Annotated in this window: 18 protein-coding genes; 8 read left to right on the top strand and 10 right to left on the bottom strand. The window is 70.7% G+C overall.

Translation table 11 applies throughout. The features are described from left to right. Positions 1-11: 11 nt before the first annotated feature. Positions 12-143 carry a hypothetical protein gene (locus tag ACZ7EG_RS14465; RefSeq protein ID WP_471077249.1) on the top strand — a complete coding sequence of 44 codons (132 nt, stop codon included), beginning with the start codon at positions 12-14 and terminating at the stop codon, positions 141-143. A gap of 193 nt (positions 144-336) precedes the next feature. Next, positions 337-1473, top strand: coding sequence for a dipeptidase (locus ACZ7EG_RS14460; RefSeq protein ID WP_471077246.1), 1137 nt, complete (start codon positions 337-339; stop codon positions 1471-1473). Between the two features lie 255 nt (positions 1474-1728). Here ACZ7EG_RS14460 and ACZ7EG_RS14455 read toward each other — a convergent pair whose 3' ends face one another. Then, positions 1729-2121, bottom strand: a complete 393-nt coding sequence (locus ACZ7EG_RS14455) for a VOC family protein (protein WP_471077243.1) — start codon at positions 2119-2121, stop codon at positions 1729-1731. Positions 2122-2135: 14 nt separating this feature from the next. Then, on the bottom strand, positions 2136-2507 hold the full coding sequence (locus ACZ7EG_RS14450) for a VOC family protein (protein WP_471077240.1): 372 nt from the start codon (positions 2505-2507) through the stop codon (positions 2136-2138). Between the two features lie 116 nt (positions 2508-2623). Between ACZ7EG_RS14450 and ACZ7EG_RS14445 the strand changes: the two genes are divergently transcribed. Then, positions 2624-3142, top strand: coding sequence for a CGNR zinc finger domain-containing protein (locus tag ACZ7EG_RS14445; protein WP_471077237.1), 519 nt, complete (start codon positions 2624-2626; stop codon positions 3140-3142). A 133-nt stretch (positions 3143-3275) separates the two neighbouring features. Here ACZ7EG_RS14445 and ACZ7EG_RS14440 read toward each other — a convergent pair whose 3' ends face one another. Beyond that, a complete protein-coding gene (locus ACZ7EG_RS14440; protein ID WP_471077234.1) occupies positions 3276-4619 on the bottom strand; it encodes a UDP-glucose dehydrogenase family protein in 1344 nt (447 codons plus the stop codon). Positions 4620-4808: 189 nt separating this feature from the next. Between ACZ7EG_RS14440 and ACZ7EG_RS14435 the strand changes: the two genes are divergently transcribed. Continuing rightward, complete coding sequence (locus ACZ7EG_RS14435) at positions 4809-5966, top strand: acyl-CoA dehydrogenase (RefSeq protein WP_471077231.1); 1158 nt, start codon at positions 4809-4811, stop codon at positions 5964-5966. A gap of 40 nt (positions 5967-6006) precedes the next feature. Here ACZ7EG_RS14435 and ACZ7EG_RS14430 read toward each other — a convergent pair whose 3' ends face one another. After that, a complete protein-coding gene (locus ACZ7EG_RS14430) occupies positions 6007-7257 on the bottom strand; it encodes a phospholipase D-like domain-containing protein (RefSeq protein WP_471077228.1) in 1251 nt (416 codons plus the stop codon). Positions 7258-7495: 238 nt separating this feature from the next. Between ACZ7EG_RS14430 and ACZ7EG_RS14425 the strand changes: the two genes are divergently transcribed. Continuing rightward, entirely contained in the window at positions 7496-7861 is a 366-nt protein-coding gene (locus ACZ7EG_RS14425) for a four-helix bundle copper-binding protein (RefSeq protein ID WP_471077225.1), read from the top strand. Positions 7862-7922: 61 nt separating this feature from the next. On the opposite strand, the gene ACZ7EG_RS14420 is transcribed toward ACZ7EG_RS14425, so the two are convergent. Continuing rightward, positions 7923-9224, bottom strand: coding sequence for an LCP family protein (locus ACZ7EG_RS14420; RefSeq protein WP_471077222.1), 1302 nt, complete (start codon positions 9222-9224; stop codon positions 7923-7925). 119 nt (positions 9225-9343) lie between these two features. Here ACZ7EG_RS14420 and ACZ7EG_RS14415 point away from each other — a divergent pair, with 119 nt between their 5' ends. Next, complete coding sequence (locus ACZ7EG_RS14415) at positions 9344-9901, top strand: acyl-CoA thioesterase (protein WP_053675667.1); 558 nt, start codon at positions 9344-9346, stop codon at positions 9899-9901. A 204-nt stretch (positions 9902-10105) separates the two neighbouring features. Here ACZ7EG_RS14415 and ACZ7EG_RS14410 read toward each other — a convergent pair whose 3' ends face one another. Then, positions 10106-11587 (bottom strand): LCP family protein, encoded by a 1482-nt coding sequence (locus ACZ7EG_RS14410; RefSeq protein ID WP_471077218.1) that lies wholly within the window; start codon positions 11585-11587, stop codon positions 10106-10108. Between the two features lie 127 nt (positions 11588-11714). On the opposite strand from ACZ7EG_RS14410, the gene ACZ7EG_RS14405 reads away from it, so the two are divergent. Further along, the gene (locus tag ACZ7EG_RS14405) at positions 11715-12752 is read left to right on the top strand and encodes a glycosyltransferase family 2 protein (RefSeq protein ID WP_471077215.1); all 1038 of its coding nucleotides are present in this window, start codon (positions 11715-11717) and stop codon (positions 12750-12752) included. A gap of 90 nt (positions 12753-12842) precedes the next feature. On the opposite strand, the gene ACZ7EG_RS14400 is transcribed toward ACZ7EG_RS14405, so the two are convergent. Next, complete coding sequence (locus ACZ7EG_RS14400) at positions 12843-13181, bottom strand: hypothetical protein (protein ID WP_471077212.1); 339 nt, start codon at positions 13179-13181, stop codon at positions 12843-12845. On the opposite strand from ACZ7EG_RS14400, the gene ACZ7EG_RS14395 reads away from it, so the two are divergent. Further along, entirely contained in the window at positions 13170-13319 is a 150-nt protein-coding gene (locus ACZ7EG_RS14395; RefSeq protein WP_471077209.1) for a hypothetical protein, read from the top strand. The two genes, ACZ7EG_RS14400 and ACZ7EG_RS14395, sit on opposite strands and share 12 nt — an antisense overlap. 75 nt (positions 13320-13394) lie before the next feature. On the opposite strand, the gene ACZ7EG_RS14390 is transcribed toward ACZ7EG_RS14395, so the two are convergent. The 3 genes from ACZ7EG_RS14390 to ACZ7EG_RS14380 form a co-directional block, all read right to left on the bottom strand. Further along, positions 13395-15053 (bottom strand): LCP family protein, encoded by a 1659-nt coding sequence (locus ACZ7EG_RS14390; RefSeq protein WP_471077206.1) that lies wholly within the window; start codon positions 15051-15053, stop codon positions 13395-13397. Between the two features lie 226 nt (positions 15054-15279). Continuing rightward, positions 15280-17034: an LCP family protein gene (locus ACZ7EG_RS14385; protein WP_471077203.1), complete on the bottom strand. Its 1755-nt coding sequence runs from the start codon at positions 17032-17034 to the stop codon at positions 15280-15282. A 232-nt stretch (positions 17035-17266) separates the two neighbouring features. Beyond that, positions 17267-19027, bottom strand: a complete 1761-nt coding sequence (locus ACZ7EG_RS14380) for an LCP family protein (protein WP_471077200.1) — start codon at positions 19025-19027, stop codon at positions 17267-17269. Positions 19028-19191: the final 164 nt, after the last annotated feature.

Below are 19191 nucleotides of genomic sequence, written 5' to 3'. Positions count from 1 at the left end.
CGCCCGCGTACATGAGGGAACACTCGCGCATCGCGTTCCTCGTCGCCACCCCGAAGCCGGTCGGCGACCTCACCGCCGAGCGTGCCCGCGTCGACCGGATGATCGCCGGCCCGGTCCGCTCGCGGGACACCTGGACGAGGTGATCGAGGCCGCCCGGCTCCCCTGAGGGCACCCGCGCACGCGGAGCCGGCCCGGCTGGTCTGGCGGCGGGCCGCGCTCGCCGACCCGCTGCCGGGACGGTGCCGACGCCGTACTCCGAACGCCCCGCCCACCAGGAACCACGTCCCGCCCCGTGCGACGGTGGCCGTACCTCACGAACGACCGTACGGAGCCGCCATGGCAGATCTCCAGGACGACCTGCGCACCGCCGCCGTGGCCGCCGGCGAGTTCGACGAGCTGGCCGAGCCGTACCCCGACGAGGGCCTTGTCACGGCGGAGCCCTACGAGCCCGTCTCCGACCCGGACGACGCGCCCATGACCCGGGCCCGCGCCATCCTCGCCGCCCACCCCGTCGCCGACGGCTACAACGGACTGCCCTGGGCGCTCAAGCGCCTGTCCTGGTACGACCTGGAGGACGGCGAGAGCACCGTCGACACGGACGTGCCCCGGCTGCGCAGCGGCCATGTGGGTGCCTTGTTCTGGTCGTTGCACCTGCCCGAGGGCCTTGGCGCCGACCGGGCCGTCGGTGCCACCCTGGAGCAACTGGACCTGGCGAAGACCATCGTGCGGACCTGCGAGGAGGGTCTGCGGCCGGCCTGCACGGCCGGGCAGGTCGCGGACGCCCGTAACTGCGGCCGCGTCGCCGTGCTCCTCGGGCCCGCCGGTGCCCCGGCTCTGGGCGACTCGCTCGGTATCCTGCGCCAGCTGCACCTGCTAGGGCTGCGGGTCCTCACCCTGACCGGGGTGTCCTGGGCGAGTGACGCGGGGCTGACCCGGTTCGGTGAGGAGGTGGTGCGCGAGATGAACCGCCTCGGCGTGATCGCGGACCTCTCGGGCGCCTCCGCGCAGACCCTGCGCCGGGCCCTGAGCCTCTCCCGGTCTCCCGTGCTGTGCAGCCGCTCCGCGGCCCGGAGCCTGCGCCCCCACCCCGCCAACCTCCCCGACGACCTGCTGGCGGAGCTGGGCGCGGCCAAGGGGCTGTGCCTGGTGCCGCTGACGGCCGAGCAAGCGGGCCCCACCGTCCGTGATGTCGCCGACCACCTCGACCACATCCGGGACGTGGCCGGAGCACACAGCGTCGGCCTGTCCGGCACCTACGACTCCGGGGCGGCCCACCCGCAGGAGCTCGCCGACACCTCCTGCTATCCCCGGCTGGTCGCCGAGCTGCTGCGGCGCGGCTGGGAGGAGGCCGATGTGGCCCTGCTGACCTGGGGCAACGTCCAGCGCGTCCTGCGGGGGGCCGACTTCACGGCCCGCGCCGCCCAGCAGCGCCGCGAGCCGTCGACGGCGACGATCTCGGAGCTGGACGGGTAGCGGGCGCGCAGGCCCGGGCGTGCTTGTCGGACCGGGCGCGCCGGGCGTGCTGTTCGGGTCGGTCGCGGTGCCCGGCTCGAAGGTGTTCCGCTCGGCTGGTCGTGTTCGAGCCGGGGTGCGCCGGGCGTGCTGTTCGGGTCGGTCGCAATGCCCGGCTCGAAGGTGTTCCGCTCGGCTGGTCGTGTTCGAGCCGGGGTGCGCCGGGCGTGCTGCTCGGGTCGGTCGCGGTGCCCGGCTCGAAGGCGTCCCGCTCGGCTAGTCGTGTTCGAGCCGGCACAGGCAGAACGGGTGTCCCACCGGGTCGGCGTAGACGCGGAAGTCCTTCTTCTCGTCGTCCTCCTTGTCCAGCACCCGCGCGCCCAGCGCCAGCACCCGCTCCTCGGCCGCGTCCATCTCGTCCCAGGTCGACCCGGCGTCGAAGTCAAGGTGGAACTGCTGGGCGTTGCGGTCGGCCCGCGGCCATTCCGGGGCGGTGTAGCCGGGGGAGCGCTGGAAGGCGAGCCGGGGCCCGCCCGGGACGCGCAGCACCACCCAGTCGGCGTCGTCCTCCTCCGGCGTACCGCCGACGACCTGCGCGTAGAAGCGGGCCAGCTCGCGGGGGTCGGGGCAGTCGAGGACCACGGAACGGAAACGTGCCACGGCGGACATGGGACCTCCAGAGGTCAGCAGGCGCAGAGGCAGAACGGGTGCCCGGCCGGATCGGCGTAAACCCGGAAGGACCGGTTCCGGTCCTCGGCGTCCAGCGCTTTCGCGCCGAGGGCCAGCACGCCCTTCTCGGCCGCGTCCAGGTCGTCCACCACCAGGTCGAGGTGGAACTGCTGCGAGCCGTCGGGTGACGGCCACTGCGGCGGCACGTGTCCGGGAGCGGACTGGAAGGCCAGGGGAGTGCCGCCCGGCACCTTCAGGTCGACCCACACGTCGTCCCCGTCGGTCTCCACCGTCGGCGTGCCCCCGAGCACCTCCGCGTAGAAACCGGCCAGCGCGTGCGGGTCGGGACAGTCCAGGACGACGACACCCAGCTTGGCGAGAGCCATGACTTCCTCCTCGGAGTCGGCGTTACCTGCAGAGGCGGGTAACCAGTAACCGTTACTGCATGCTCCCTCATTGGAGGTAACCTCGCAAGGGGATTCGCGAGAGGTACGGTCCAGCCATGACGGAGAGATCGCCCGCGCCCGGCGGCCTGACCCTGGTCGAGGCCCTGGTGAACACGCTGGACATCGAGTCCGGCGTCGACGCGCTGGACACCCCCGAGGGCCGGGAGCGCCTCGGCATCACCGCGGACGAGACCGACCGGGCCCGTGCCCTGCGCGAGTCCCTGCGCGCGACCCTGCTCGCCCACGCCGGCCACCCGCCGCACCGCGAGGTCACCCCGCTCGGCGTACTCCTGGCCGAAGCCCCGCTCCTCGTCACCGTCGACGCGGCGGACGGCTCGGCCGCGCTGGCCCCCGCCGACGACCGTTCCCTGCACGCACGCGTGGCCGCCGCCGTCGCCGAGGCCCTGGTCGCCGGCACCTGGACCCGCCTCAAGGCCTGCGAGGCCGTCGACTGCCACTGGGCCTACTACGACCGCAGCCCGGCCGGCCGCGGCCGCTGGTGCTCCATGCAGGTCTGCGGGGCCCGCGCGAAGATGCGCCGCTACCGGGCCAAGGACGTCGCGAGGGACGTGTAGGGGGCGCCCTGACCCCCGTTGCCGCCCCGCCTCACGGCCGGGTGGTGCAGAATGCACGAAGACGCCGGTTCGGCCGACTGAGCCTCGGCCGAACCGGCGTCACCTGTCTCCGCGTCCGCGCGTCCGCCCGCGATCAGGCCTTCGGGCGCCCCATCGCCCGGTACGTCCAGCCGGCCTTGCGCCAGAGCTGCGGGTCCAGTGCGTTGCGGCCGTCCAGGATGACCCGCGCCGCCGCGACCTCGCCGAGGGCCTCGGCGTCCAGCTCCCGGAACTCCCGCCACTCCGTCAGATGCAGCACGATGTCGGCGCCGCGCACGGCGTCCAGCGCCGAGTCGGCGTAGCCGAGGGTCGGGAACACACTGCGGGCGTTGTCCATGCCCTTCGGGTCGTAGACCGTGACCTGGCCGCCCTGCAGGTGGATCTGCCCGGCCACGTTGAGCGCGGGGGAGTCCCGCACGTCGTCCGAGTCGGGCTTGAAGGTCGCACCCAGCACCGCCACCCGCTTGCCCAGGAACGGCCCGCCGCCCAGCGCCTGCCGGGCCAGCTCCACCATCTGCCCGCGCTGGCGCATGTTGATCGAGTCGATCTCCCGCAGGAACGTCAGCGCCTGGTCCGCGCCCAGCTCACCGGCGCGCGCCATGAACGCCCGGATGTCCTTCGGCAGACACCCGCCGCCGAAGCCGATCCCGGCCCGCAGGAACTTCCTTCCGATCCGGTCGTCGTACCCGATGGCCTCCGCCAGCTTGGCCACGTCACCGCCCGCGGCCTCGCACACCTCCGCCATCGCGTTGATGAAGGAGATCTTCGTGGCGAGGAAGGAGTTCGCGGAGGTCTTCACCAGCTCCGAGGTCGGGAAGTCCGTCACCACGAACGGCGAGCCCTCGGCGATCGGCGTCGCGTACACCTCCCGCAGCAGCTTCTCGGCCCGCTCGCTGCGCACGCCCACCACGAGACGGTCGGGGTGCAGCGTGTCGTCCACGGCGAAACCCTCGCGCAGGAACTCCGGGTTCCACGCCAGCTCGGCGTCCTGTCCGGCGGGCGCGTGCGCGGACAGGTAGGCCGCGAGGCGGTCAGCGGAGCCGACCGGCACGGTCGACTTGCCGACGACCAGCGCCGGGCCGTGCAGATGCGGGGCGAGCGAGGCGATCGCGGAGTCGACGTAGCTCATGTCGCAGGCGTACTCGCCGTGCCGCTGCGGGGTGTTCACACAGACGAAGTGCACATCGCCGAACGCGCCGATCTCCGTCCAGTCCTGGGTGAAGCGCAACCGGCCGCTGGAGCCCTCGATGCCGGCGACATGCTTGCGCAGCAGTTCCTCGAGGCCCGGCTCGTACATCGGGGCCTCGGCGCGCTCCAGCTTCTCGATCTTCTCGCGCACGACGTCCAGGGCGAGAACCTCGAAGCCCAGCTCGGCCATGGCCGCCGCGTGTGTCGCGCCGAGATAACCGGTGCCGATCACGGTGATCTTCAGGGCCATGGGGTGCTCCAGGGGTCTACGGCATGCGGTGCGCGCCCGAGCATATCCGGGGCATGGCGGCGGGCCTCACCGGGCAACTTCTCCGCTGTCGCCTAGCTCACGTATCACTCGGGTGGGCGACCCCATAAACTTTTGATTACTTAACGGTAGTTAGCGTCACCATCGCAGCGTTTTGGAGCGTGAGAGACCTTGGCCGGATCGGCTGACTTCGACCTGTACCGCCCGTCCGAGGAGCACGACATGCTCCGTGACGCCGTCCGCTCGCTGGCCGAGGCGAAGATCGCGCCGCACGCCGCCGCGGTGGACGAGGAGGCCCGCTTCCCGCAGGAGGCCCTCCAGGCCCTGGTCGCGAACGACCTGCACGCCGTGCACGTACCCGAGGAGTACGGCGGCTCCGGCGCGGACGCGCTGGCCACCGTCATAGTGATCGAGGAGGTCGCCCGCGTGTGCGCCTCCTCCTCCCTCATCCCGGCCGTGAACAAGCTGGGCTCCCTGCCGGTGATCCTCTCCGGCTCCGAGGACCTCAAGAAGCGGTACATGACCCCGCTCGCCAAGGGCGAGGGCATGTTCTCCTACTGCCTCTCCGAGCCGGACGCCGGCTCCGACGCCGCCGGCATGAAGACCAAGGCCGTCCGCGACGGCGACCACTGGATCCTCAACGGCGTGAAGCGCTGGATCACCAACGCCGGCGAGTCCGAGTACTACACGGTGATGGCCGTCACCGACCCCGCCAAGCGCTCCAAGGGCATCTCGGCCTTCGTCGTCGAGAAGTCGGACGAGGGGGTCTCCTTCGGCGCCCCCGAGAAGAAGCTCGGCATCAAGGGCTCGCCGACCCGCGAGGTCTACCTCGACAACGTCCGCATCCCCGCGGACCGCATGATCGGCGAGGAGGGAACCGGCTTCGCCACGGCGATGAAGACCCTCGACCACACCCGCATCACCATCGCCGCCCAGGCCCTCGGCATCGCCCAGGGCGCCCTCGACTACGCCAAGGGCTACGTCCAGGAGCGCAAGCAGTTCGGCAAGCCGATCGCCGACTTCCAGGGCATCCAGTTCATGCTCGCCGACATGGCCATGAAGATCTCGGCCGCCCGCGCCCTGACCTACCAGGCCGCCGCCGCCTCCCAGCGCGTCGACGCCGACCTCACCTACCTGGGCGCCGCCGCCAAGTGCTTCGCCTCGGACGTGGCGATGGAGGTCACGACGGACGCCGTCCAGCTCCTCGGCGGATACGGCTACACGCGCGACTACCCGGTGGAGCGCATGATGCGCGATGCCAAGATCACGCAGATCTACGAGGGCACGAACCAGGTCCAGCGCATCGTCATGGCGCGCAACCTGCCGTAACCCGCCTTCCGGGGGCCGGAAGTTCCGGCCCCCGGCGTTCTCACAGGAAGCGGCGGATCGGGGTCACCGCTGCCTCGGCCAGGCGCTCGGTGAGGGGGCGCCGCTTCCAGCGGGTGGCATCGATCGGCTCGCTCCGCTCCTTGTCGGCCTCGAAGTCGGCGTCGAGCTGCGCGGTGAAGTCCTCGTCGAGGACGGCCAGCACGACCTCCTCGTCGTGCTCGGTGGAGCGGCGGTTGAAGTTCGTGGAGCCGATGAGGGAGCAGACCCCGTCCACCGTCATGATCTTCGTGTGGAGCATCGTCGGCTGGTACTCCCGCACGTCCACGCCGGCGTCCACGAGCGTCTGGTAGTGCTGCCGCCCGGCCAGCAGGCACGCCCGCTGGTCGGTGTGCGGTCCGGGGAGCAGGATCTCGACCCTGACCCCGCGACGGGCCGCCGCGGCCAGGAGGTCGACGAAGTAGGTGTCGGGGGCGAAGTAGGCCGTGGCCAGCCGCAGGCGTTCCTGCGCCGAGGTGATCAGGACCCGCAGGACCGTCTGCATGTCGTGCCAGCCGAAGGAGGCAGAGCCCCGCACGACCTGGACCGTGGCATGTCCCGGCTGCTCCTGGGCGGTGAAGCGGTCGTGCTCGTCGTAGAGGTCGTCGTGACACTCGGCCCAGTTCTGGGCGAAGGCCGCGGCGATGCCGTCCACGGCGGGCCCGCGGACCTGTACATGGGTGTCGCGCCACTCGTCCGGGTTCCGGGCGGCACCGCACCATTCCTGCGCGATGCCCACGCCTCCCGTGAAGGCCGTGCGCTCGTCGGTGACCAGCACCTTGCGGTGGCAGCGGTGGTTCTGCCGCATCGGTGACAGGCGGGTGGGTCTGCGGAACCAGGCCACCTGGACGCCTGCCTCGTCCATGGCGTCCAGCAGGTCCGGCTCTATCTCCTTGGCCCCGAAGCCGTCCAGCAGCAGCCGCACCCGGACACCCGCGCGGGCCCGCTCGGCCAGAGCGGCGGCGAACTCGTGGGCGATGTCGCCGCGCCAGTACACGAACGTCATCATGTCGACGGTGTGCTCGGCGGCCCGGATGGCGGCCAGCATCGCGGGGAAGATCTCGTCGCCGTTGCGCAGCGGCACCAGCTCGTTGCCCTCGGTCGCGGCGATGCCGATCAACCGCTCCAGCCGCCTGCGCAGCCGCTGCTTCTGCGGACCTCCCGAACCCGTACCTCTCCGACCTCTCCGGCCGTTTTGATCACTCCGACCGCCCGGACCCGAGGTCCGCGGTTCGTCGTACATCTGCTGTGTCATGTGTGGGTCTCCCCCTGCACGGTTGCCCCGCCCCCGCCCTGCCGCGCCGGGCCCCGGCGCGCCTGCAACCCCTTTTTGCCGCTGTCGGCGCTTTCACGCAGAGCCCGCTGAGTCGTGCCTCACAGACGAAGACGGCCGCACACGGGAGGTCCGCCCTGTGGTGCTCATGGGGCCGGAGGCGTAGGACGAGAGGAGCGGGTGCCGATCCGCGGCTCCCGCCACCCCCTGGGAGGACGTCATGACCCAGCAGCCCGCCACCACCACCCCGCTGAGCCAGGAGATGCAGGACTGCGTCCAGACCTGCATGACCTGCCACAGCGTGTGCGAGGAGACCATGAGCTCCTGCCTGCAGATGGGCGGCCCGGCCCAGATGCAGATCATGCGCGCCGTCATGGACTGCGCCGAGATGACGCGCATGTGCGCCGACATGATGATGCGCCGCTCGCCGCTCATGGCCGACATGTGCGCGATGTGCGCCCGGGCCTGTGACATGTGCGCCGAGGCGTGTATGTCCATGCCGGAGGACGCGCAGATGATGCGCTGCGCCGAGGCCTGTCGCCGCTGCGCCGAGTCGTGCCGCTCGATGTCGGGCGCCTCGATGTGAGTACCGCCTCACGGCGAAGGGGGCACCCGCCCGGGTGCCCCCTTCGCCGTCGCCTGCCCGCTCAGTTGCCGGAGACGGTGACCTTCTCGTCGTTCTTCAGCTGGTTCACCAGCGTCTTCATCTTCGCGGTGTCCCACTGGAGGTTGCCGTTGGCGGAGTTGCCGGCGATCGGCATGTTCATCGACTTGCCCTCGCCGCCGCTGACACCCTTCATCGCCCAGAACATGGACGCCAGGTCGAACAGGCCCATGTCCTTGTCGACCACGAGGGTGTCGAGGCCGGCGCTCATGGTCGGGTACAGCTTGAAGGGGTTCAGGACCGTGCCCGGGGTGGCGACCTGGTTGGCCAGGGCCGAGAGGAACTTCTGCTGGTTCTTCGTACGGTCCAGGTCGGAGCCGGCGAGCGCGTAGCGGGTGCGGACGAAGGCGAGGGCCTGCTCGCCGTTCAGCGTCTGCGTGCCCTTCTTCAGGTCCGCACCGGACTTGGTGTCCTTGATGTCCTGCGGGATGTCCATCTCGACGCCGCCGGCCGCGTCCACGATGTTCGCGAAGCCGGCGAAGCCGATCTCCACGTAGTGGTCGATGTGCAGGCCCGTGTTGGCCTCCACCGTGCGGACCAGCAGTTCCGGGCCGTCCTCGGCGTAGGCCGCGTTCAGCTTGGTCTGGCGGCCCGTGGCCGGGTAGAGCTTGCCGGAGTCGGAGCCCTTGAACGACGGGATCGTGACGTTCGAGTCGCGCGGCAGCGAGATCAGCGTCGGAGCGCCGCCACCGGTGTGCAGGATCATCATCGAGTCCGTGCGCTTGCCCTCGGCGGACCCGGTGTGCAGCTTCTTCTTCTCCTCGGCGGACATGCCCTTGCGGCTGTCGGAGCCGACGATCAGGTAGTTCGTGCCCTCGCCCGCCTCCGGACGGTCGATGACCTTCGACAGGTCGACCTCGCGGTTGAGCTTGGAGTCGGCCCAGAAGTACGTGCCGACGCTCGTCACGACCAGCAGCGTCACCAGCGTGATGGCCGTCACCTTGATACGCCGGCGCCAGTCCGGCGCGGGACGCGGCTCGTACATGCCGTCGCCCGGGCCGCCGGGGCCTCTGCCGCCGGGGGAGCCGTAGACCTGGCCGGTGTTGTAGCCGCTGTCGTAGCCGTCACGGGGGCCGTAGCCACCGCCGTCCACGTAGGACGGCTGCTGCGGTACGCCGCCGCCGTACGGCGGGGCACCGCCGTATCCCGCCTGCCCGGGCGATGCCGCCGGGCCGCGGCGGACCTGCCGCATGACGCGGGCGCTCTCGGGCTGAGCGCTCGAGCTGCCGCGTCCGAAGCGGTTGCCGCGGTTGTCACCGGAGAATCCCTCGGGCCAGTCATTCATGCGCCCCAGTGTGCAGGTCTCCGTAGTGCGCCATACAAGAGTCGTCGGAAAATCAGAGCACGGCTGTGGCGAAGCTGACACAAAACCCCCACGCGCAGCCTCGGCTTAAGGTAGAGGCCATGACAGACCAGGCCCCAGCTGCGGATTCCGGCAGTCCGGACATCCCGGGCAAGCCGACTTCGGCCTCCCGCACCACCCTCAGCCACATCATGACCCACAACGACACGAACCTTCTGGGGACCGTGCACGGTGGGGTGATCATGAAGCTGGTCGACGACGCGGCGGGGGCCGTGGCCGGACGGCACTCCGGTGGGCCGGCGGTCACGGCGTCCATGGACGAGATGGCGTTCCTGGAGCCGGTCCGCGTCGGTGACCTGGTGCACGTCAAGGCACAGGTCAACTGGACCGGCCGGACGTCCATGGAGGTCGGGGTCCGGGTCCTGGCCGAACGCTGGAACGAGTCCGCCCCGCCCACGCAGGTCGGCTCCGCCTACCTCGTCTTCGCCGCGGTGGACGCCGACGGCAAGCCCCGCCGGGTCCCGCCGGTCCTCCCGGAGACGGAGCGCGACAAGCGCCGCTACCAGGAGGCCCAGATCCGCCGCACCCACCGCCTGGCGCGCCGCCGCGCGATCATGGATCTGCGGGAAAAGCGAGCGGCAGAGGGCTTCGAGGACTGACCCGCACCGCCCGGGCTCCTAGGGCCTGTCGTTTGGATCACGCCACAGACGCGGGGTCTGGCACGCACATCTGCCGCGTTGTCGTCGGTTGCCGACGCTCCGCGTCGACGCCCTCCTCCGCCTTCCAGCTGCACGCACCAGACCCCGCTCACCTGCATCGACCAGTACCGTGCGTCTCCTGTGGCCTGATCCAAACGACAGGCCCTAGCCGCACGCCACCTCGTCCCCCCGCACCACCCCGAACTCGCCCTGTCCCGGGTCCTCGGCCCGCACCTTGCGGACGCGTTCGAAGTCCTGGCCCGCGATCACCTTCAGGGTCGCGCCCAGGCCCGTGACCGCGCGCAGCTCGCTGCCCGGCAGGGCGGTCGCGAGGGACTTGGCCGAGCGGTCCCAGCGGGGGTCGTAGGCGACGACCGTGCGCTTCACGTCGAGGGTGGCGGCGTTCACGGGCGCGCGGGTCGTGCGGAAGCCCGTCGCCGCCAGGGCCGCGTCCACCCTGCGGCCCAGGCCGGGCGTGCGGGTGCCGTTCTCCACCTGGACGCGGATCTGCTGCGGGGCGACCGACACGACCAGGGCGGCGCCGCGCGGCCGGTGCACCGACAGCGGCTGGTCCTCGCGCAGGGCGTGGAAGAGGCGTTCTGCCTTCACGGGGTCCCACTTCAGCGTGGAGCCGACGCCCTTCACGGCGTATCCCATGCGCCCGATCGGGACCGTGGTGAACTCGGAGGAGGAGGGGGAGAAGTTCCGCATGGCCCGGCCCAGGTCCAGCATCTCGTCCGTGCCGAAGCCCTTGTCGGCCCGTACCGAGCCCAGCACCGCCCGCGTCACGTCCCGGAACTTCATCGGGTTGAGGAGGATCCCGGACGAGGTGATCCGTTCCACGAGCGCCGCCATGAAGCGTTGCTGCCGCTTCATGCGGCCCAGGTCGGAGGCCCCGTCGACATGCCGGGCGCGCACGAACTGGAGCGCCTGCCCGCCCCGGAGCGTGTGCCGGCCGGCCGGGAGGTTCAGCCCGGTGTAGCTGTCTCGCAAAGGGTCGGCCGTGCAGATCTGCACGCCTCCGACCACGTCCACCGTCTTCATGAAGCTGGTGAAGTCGACCTCCAGGTAGTGGTCGATCTTCACCTTGGTCATGTTCTCGACGGTGCGTACGGTCAGCTGCGGCCCGCCCTCGGCGTACGCGGCGTTCAGCTTGAGGGGGTGTCCGTCGTGCCGCTCGCCGGACGTACGGTCGACATGCGCCGGCGTCACCGCGTACGAGTCGCGCGGCAGGCTCACCACGCTGGCCCGGTCCCGGTTCTCCGAGATGTGCACGATCATGATCGTGTCGGTGCAGTGGCAGGGTGCGCCGCCCAGCCGGTACGTGCGGCGCTCCTCCTGGCCGATCTTCTCCCGGCCGTCGGTGCCGACGAGCAGGAGGTTCATGCCGTGGCCCGCCTGCGGGCGGTTCTTCATGTCCTTGAAGGGGTCGACCCGGGCGATGTCCGCATCCAGGCTGGTCATCACCGCGTGCCCGATGCCGGCGGAGGCGAGGACCACCACGGACAGCGTGGTGACCGCCCGCAGGGCCCAGCGCGGCCTGCGCGCGGGCGGTGCGGGCCTGCGCGGAGCGCGGCGGGAGGACGGGGGCTGCGGGCGGCGCTGGGGGCCGGCGGTGGACCGGGAGGACCGCGGCGGCGTGGGCATGGGAACACCTCCGGACGACGGCCGTACGTGGGATCTGTGAAACCGTAGGCCGATACGATCTGCGGCCCGCGGTACCGCCCCGGCGGCGCGCAACGGTGTCCCCCGTTCGCGGTAACGTGACCCCCCTATGAACGCCAATCCCGACGTGCGGCTCCCCGCCGTTTCCGTGATCATGCCCGTCCTCAACGAGGAGCGGCATCTGCGGGGAGCAGTCCAAGCGATCCTCGCGCAGGAGTACGCCGGCGAGATGGAGGTCGTGATCGCCCTCGGTCCGTCCACGGACCGCACGGACGAGATCGCCGCCGAGCTCGTGGCAGAAGACGCGCGTGTCCACACCGTCCCCAACCCCACCGGCCGTACGCCCGCGGCGCTGAACGCGGCGATCAGCGCCTCCCGGCATCCGATCGTCGTCCGCGTCGACGGGCACGGCATGCTCTCGCCGAACTACATCGCGACCGCGGTACGCCTCCTGGAGGAGACCGGCGCGCAGAACGTCGGCGGCATCATGCACGCCGAGGGCGAGAACGACTGGGAGCACGCGGTCGCCGCCGCGATGACCTCGAAGATAGGGGTCGGCAACGCCGCCTTCCACACCGGTGGCCAGGCCGGCCCGGCGGAGACCGTCTATCTCGGTGTGTTCCGGCGCGAGGCGCTGGAACGGCAGGGCGGCTACAACGTGGAGTTCATCCGCGCCCAGGACTGGGAGCTGAACTTCCGCATCCGTGAGGCGGGCGGCCTCATCTGGTTCTCACCCGAGCTGAAGGTGTCGTACCGGCCGCGGCCGAGCGTGAAGGCGCTCGCCAAGCAGTACAAGGACTACGGTCGCTGGCGGCACGTGGTCGCCCGCTTCCACGAGGGCTCGATCAACCTGCGCTACCTCGCCCCGCCGGCCGCCGTGTGCGCGATCGGGGCCGGGATCCTGGTGGGCGCCCTGCTGACCCCGTGGGGTTTCGTGGTGCCGGGCGGTTATCTCGCGGCGATCCTGCTCGGCTCGGTCCCGGCGGGCAAGGGCCTGCCGCTGAAGGCGCGGCTGCAGATCCCCGTGGCGCTGGCCACCATGCACATGTCGTGGGGCTGGGGCTTCCTGACCAGCCCGCGGGCGCTGGCGAAGAAGGTCATCGCCTCCCGGCGCCCCGCGGTGCGCGCCGACGCCGCCGCGAGCTGACCCGACGCGGCCAGGGCCCCTTCCCGTTCGGGAAGGGCCCCTGGTGTGTGCGTACGCCGGAGACCGCAGTGCGGTGCTCGTCCCGGCGGGTCAGCGGGCCCCGGCGGCGGCCGCGGCCTTCAGAATGGTGCTCTTGCGTTCCTTGAGCGTGTTCAGCAACTGCTCGTTCTTCTCGATCGCCCGCTCCTGGTACGCGACCTCGACGGCGTACCAGACGCCGATCACGTTGTGCTCGCGTTTGCAGGCGACATCGGCCTGGGCGACGCGGATCTCCTCGGACGAGGCGGTGGCCGACGTGGTGAACCGCTTGTCCTCCACAGCGCCCATGGGGGAGGAGTAGGAGTAGCCCCGCTCCTTCATACAGGCGGACCAGGCGGTGAACGCCTTCTTCGCCTCGGCACGGTGACCGTCGTCGTCATGGCCGTCCACCGCGAGTGGACGCCCGTCATCCATCCGGCGACGGTCGTGACCGCCCCCCTGGTCGGCCTGGCGACCGGAGTACTCGCCGGTCTCTACCCGTCCTGGCGCGCCGGCCGCATCCAGCCGGCGGAGGCACTGCGCCGCTGACCCGCCCCCGGATGCGGAGCGGGGCCCGCCGTCCGGGAGGACGGCGGGCCCCGCTCTCTCATGCCGCGGAGACGTTCACCACTGGTAGGGCTGGTACACGTCCATGCACTCCGTCTTGTCCGCGGTCAGCGCGTCCGCGGAGTCGGGCAGGTCGCCCGCCTCGGGCGCCTTCTGCTTCGGGTAGGTCGTGCCCTCCCGCCAGTCGCTGCCGATGGTCAGCGTGGTGGTCACGTCGTCCGTGGCCCGCACCTGACTGCTCGGGACGCCGACCGCCTTCGCCACCGACAGCGCGTTGGCCCGGCCCTGCTCGCCCGTGCTCTTCGGGTACGTCACCTGGGTCCGGGCCTGCGGGTCCTGCCCGCTCGCGGAGACGGCCCGGGTGAAGCCCTCCCGCTGCAGCGCCGCCACGATCGCGGCGGCCCGCTGGGGAACGGCGGCCCGGCCGTCACCGGCCGTGCCGTTGACGACGGAGACCGACAGCCCCGCGGCCGGCGCGGCGGCGGGCCCGGTGGCCTTCCCCGAGGCCGGGGACGGGTCCGCGTCCGTGGCCGTGCGGGCCTTGCCGCTCTTGTCGAAGGAGACGTCGTCGCGGAGCATCGCCCACAAGGTGTCGGCGTCCTCCGGCTTGGGCACCAGGTGGTTGCGGTTGAGGGGGTCCTCGATCCACGGCATCGTCGTCATCGTGATGCGGTTCGTCGGAACCGACTTCAGCTGCATGCCGAGGTCGTACAGCTCCTTGACCGTGCCGATCTCCTCGGACACCTTCAGTGCCTTCGTGCCCGCCTCGGCCAGGCCCATCAGGCGGCCGGTGTCGGTGAAGACGTTCTGCTGCTTCAGCGTCCGGATCATCGCGTTCATGTACATGTGCTGCGCCTTGGCGCGCAGCGGGTCACTGCCCCAGGCGTGGCGGGTGCGCAGCCACTGCAGCGCCTCCTTGCCCTGCACCTTGTGCGTGCCGGCCTTCAGCTTCAGTCCGGAGCCGCCGCCCTGGCCGGGCAGCGGCCGGTCCCACACGTTCTGGTTGACGCAGACCGGGACACCGCCGACGGCGTCCGCCATGTCCACCACTCCGGCGAAGTCGACCATCATCCAGTGGTCGATGTACACACCGGTCAGGTTCTGCCAGGTGGCGAGGGTGCAGCCCGGGCCGCCGCGCTGGAGGGTCTCGTTGATGATCGTGTTCTTGGCCGGGTACTTCTCCCCGGTGTCGGGGTCGACGCACTTGGGGATGTCCACCCGGGTGTCCCGCGGGATGCTCACCACGGACGCGCTCTCGCGGTCCGCCGAGACGTGCAGGAGCATCTGCACGTCCGCCAGGGGCTTGCTGCCGACGTTGTCCCTGCCGCCGCCGAGCTTGACGTTCTCCGCCGAGTTCCGGCTGTCGGAGCCTATGAGCAGGATGTTGAGCGGGGTCTGGCCCGCCGCGTTGGGGCCGGTCTTCTTGACGTCGGACTCGCCGCTGTTGCGTTTGCCCTTGTCGATGTTGCCGTTGAGGTGGCGGTAGTAGAGGTATCCGGCGCCGGCCGTCCCGAGTATCAGGAGCGACAGAACGATCGCGGACCAGCGCAATATCCGGCGTCCGCCGCCGCGCCGCCGGCCGTGCCGACGGCCGTGGCCGCCTCTGGCCCCCTCGCCCCCGCCCTCGGCGGGCGCCGCCGTCCCCGGACGCTCGTCCTGGGCCAGGCCGCCCGCATCGGGCCGTGTGCCGCCTGCGCGCACGTCACTCTGCGCCATACCCCTGCCTCCCCACCCCAATGGCCGACCCACGGGTTGGCCCCGCGTCGTGTTCGGATCACGGCGACCCGTGTCCGTCCGGACCACGGGTTCCCCCACCGCTCCGCCGGAGCAGGGTCGTCCCCGCTTCCGGTTGGACCTCTGACATGCCCGGTCGGATGTACGCCCGGCCGATTCGTCCGGGCTTGCTCCGTCCACCTGTTAGACGCAGGAGGGGACGGTCAGGTCACTTCGCGCACTCGACCTTGTCGGCGGTGGCCTTCTGCACGTCGTCCGGCACCTTCGCCGGAGTGGTGAGGGGAACGCCCGCGCCCTCGAAGTCCTTGCCCAGGGTCAGCGTCATCGACGGCAGCCCCTGGGAGTTGGTCACGCTCTCGCCCGGCTTGAGCGCCGCCCCCGAAAGGCCCATGATCTCCGCGAGCCGGCGCGCCTGGTCCGCCTCGTCGGGCCCGTACTCCAGCGTGGTCTTGGCCAGCGGCTGTTCGGCGTTGCCCGCGTTCTCGGACTTGGTCACGCCCTCCTGGACCTGCAGCCAGCTGAGGGTCTCCTGGGCGCTGCCTGCGACGGCACCGCCGTTGAGGATCCGCACCCGGACCTCGGAGGCCGGTGCCTTGGTGCCCTTCAGCCGGGCGGCCTCGGCGGCCTTCTCCTTCTTCTTCTCCTGCTTCACGGCGGTCAGCGACACGTCGTCGCGGACCATCGCGAACAGCTGCTGGGCCTGAGGCTCCTTCAGGACCACCGTGGCCTTGACCTTCTCCGCGGGGTTGTCGACGACGGGCACGGTCGCGAACGTGAGGTTCTTCGTGTCGAACTTGCCCAGCTCCGCCCCGAGATCAGCCAGTTTCTTGATCGTGCTGATCTGCGAGTCGACGGTCAGCGCCTTGGTGCCCGCCTCGGCCAGCTTGATCATCTTCGACGGGCTGGTCAGGGTGTCGTTGGACTTCAGCTTGCGCATCATCGAGCCCAGGAACTGCTGTTGCAGTTCGATCCGGCTCAGGTCACCGCCGAAGCCCACGGAGTGCCGGGTCCGGACGAAGGCCAGCGCATCCTCGCCCTCGATCGTGTGCTCGCCCTTGGGCAGGTCGAGCTTGGAGTCGGGGTCCTTGATGTCCTTGGCCAGGCAGACGTCGACCCCGCCCACCGCGCTGGTCAGCGTCTTGACCGCGTTGAAGTCGGCCACCATGAAGTGGTCCATCTTCAGCCCGGTGAGCTCGGTGATCGTGCGCATGGTGCAGCTCGGCGTGCGGTCCTCCTGCCCCAGGCTGTTGTTGAAGCGGGTGCGCTGCTTGCCCGGGATGACCTTCTCCGAGCCGTCCTCCATCGTCGTCGGACAGTCCGGGATGTCGGTGATCAGGTCGCGCGGAATGCTCAGCACCGTGGCGTTCGTACGGTCCTTGGAGACGTGCAGTACGAGCGTGGTGTCCGCGTGCCCGGCGCTGTTCTTGTCGCCGTAGCCCTCGTTGCCCTTGCCGGTGCGCTTGTCGGTGCCGATCAGCAGGATGTTGATCGCGCGGTCCTTGCTGAACCCGCCGGTGCCGGCGCCGTCGTCGGAGACGGACGTGATGTTGTTGTTGAGGTGCTCGTAGTAGAGGTACGCGGCCCCGCTCGCCCCGATCAGCACGAGGGCCAGGGAGCCGCCGGTCCACATCAGGACCTTTTTGCCCTTCCCCTTCTTCGGTTCCGGACGGCGCCCGCGCCGTCCGGCGGCGGCGTCGGCCGGGGCGCCGGTGCGTCTGCGCGGGGAGGGAGCCTCACCGACGGATGCCGCAGCCCCGGAACGCCGGGCGGGTTCGGCCCGGCGGGCACGTGCCGCACCGCCCGCCCTGGTCGGGCCACGGCCACCGGAACCACGCGGCCCGGGAACGGACGACTGCGCTGTGGAAGGGGCCAGTCGCAGTTCGTATTCGCCGGTGTTCGGGTTGAGTACCCACTGGTCTGCGGGATCGACGTCGTCCGCCCGCCCACGGCCTTGCGCGTCCACGGTTGCCTGTTCCTCCGTCGGGCCACGCGGCGCCCTCCCCCGGAAGGCGCACGGTGCTGGTCAAGCAGTGCACTCCCCCAGGACGGAGCTCATGGGCGAGAGCACTGGATCGCACACACTATCCGCACACTTCGGCGTCAAGCGACGCGGGTGAGAAAATGCACGTTCTCACAACTGGGCAATCCCGCCCATTTGTTTGAAGGAACTTTGGCGAACGCGAAGTAAAAGCACGTTACTTGGCGCACTCCACCTTGTCAGCGGTGGACTTCTGCACCCCTTCCGGTGCCTTGGTGGGTGCGGTGAGGGAGACCCCCGCCCCTTCGAAGTCCTTGCCGAGGGTCAGCGTCATCGCGGGCAGCCCCTGGTCGTTGGTCACGCTCTTGCCCGGCTTCATCGCGGACCCGGACAGACCCATGATGTCGGCGAGGCGGCGTGCCTGGTCGGCCTGGTCGGGCGCGTACTCGAGGGTGGTCTTCGCCAGCGCGGCGGGTGCGTTGCCCGCGTTCTCGGACTTGGTCACGCCCTCCTCGTTCTGCAGCCAGCTGAGGGTCTCCTGGGCGCTGCCGGCTACGGCACCGCCGTTGAGGATCCGCACCCGGACGTCGGAGGCCGCAGCCTTGGTGCCCTTCAGGCGGGCGGCGACCGCGGCGGCCTCCTTCTTCTTCTGTTCCTTGACGGCGGTGAAGGAGACGTCGTTCCTGATCATGTCGAAGACCTGGGGGGCCGTCGACTCGTTCAGCACGACGGTGGACTTGACCTTCTCCGTCGGGTTGTCGATCACCGGCGTGGTGGTGAAGGTCAGGTTCTTGGTGTTGAGCTTGCCCAGCTCCAGACCGAGGTCCTTCAGCTTGCCGATGCTGTCCAGCTGCGAGTCGACGGTCAGCGCCTTGGTGCCCGCCTCGGCCAGGTCGAGCATCTTCGACGGGCTGGTGAGGGTGTCGTTGGACTTCAGCTTGCGCATCAGCGCGCTCAGGAACTGCTGCTGCAGCCCGATCCGGCTCAGGTCCCCCCCGAAGCCGACGGCGTGCCGGGTGCGCACGAAGGCCAGCGCCTGCTCGCCCTCGATGGTGTGCATGCCCTTGGACAGCTTCAGGTGCGAGTCCGGGTCGTCGAGGTCCTTGCCCACACAGACCTCGACCCCGCCCACCGCGCTGGTCAGCGTCTTGACCGCGTTGAAGTCCGCGACCATGAAGTTGTCCGGCTTGACCCCGGTCAGCTCGGTCACGGTCCGCATCGTGCAGCTGGGCGTACGGCCGTCCTGGCCGAGGCTCGTGTTGAAGCGGACCTGCCGCGTGCCGGGGATGATCTTCTGGGTGCCGTCCTCCTGCGTCGTCGGGCAGTCCGGCACGTCGGTGATCAGGTCACGCGGGATGCTCAGCGCGGTTGCGTTCGAGCGGTCCTTGGAGACGTGCAGCAGGATCGTGGTGTCGGCGTGCCCGACACTGCCCGCGTCGCCGTAGCTGTCGTTGCCCTTGCCGGTGCGCTTGTCGGTGCCGATCAGCAGGATGTTGATCGCCTTGTCCTTGCTGAAGCCACCGGTGCTCGCGCCGTCGTCGGAGACGGACGCGATGTTGTCGTTCAGGTGCTCGATGTAGAAGTACGCGGCGCCCGCGCCGGCGACCAGCACGAACGCCATCGTGCCGCCGGTCCACAGCAGGACCTTCTTGCTCTTCGAGGCCTTCTTCGCCGGGCGTCGTCCGCGCCGTCCCGGCAGCGGCTCCTCCGGCGCCCCGCGGCGTCTGCGCGGCGGGGGCACCGCGCGGCCGGGCGTCTCGGGCCGCGACCGGCCGGGCGCCTCCGTCCGTCCGCGGGTCTCCGTACGGCCGCGCGCGGGCGGGGCCGCCTCGGAAGGGCGGGGCCTGCGAGGTGCGGGGACGCCCGACTGCGGCGCCGAAGGCCCCAGTCGCAGTTCGTACTCGCCGGTGTCCGGGTTGAGCACCCACTGATCTGCGGGGTCGATGTCGTCCGCCCGCCCACGGCCTTGCGCGTCCACGGTTGCCTGATTCCTCCGTCGGGGGACGCGGCGCCTTCCCCCTCCAAGGCGCCCGGGTCTCGGTCACACAGTGCGCGACCTCGGGACCGTCCCCGGGGGCCGGGCGCACCGGATCGCTCACACTAACCGGCCCTTTCGGCGCCGGGCGACGACGGTGACCCACG

The organism is Streptomyces sp. NPDC037100, from assembly GCF_055606225.1.
Note: the sequence above shows the minus strand (reverse complement) of the source record. Positions and strands in the feature narration are given on the sequence as shown.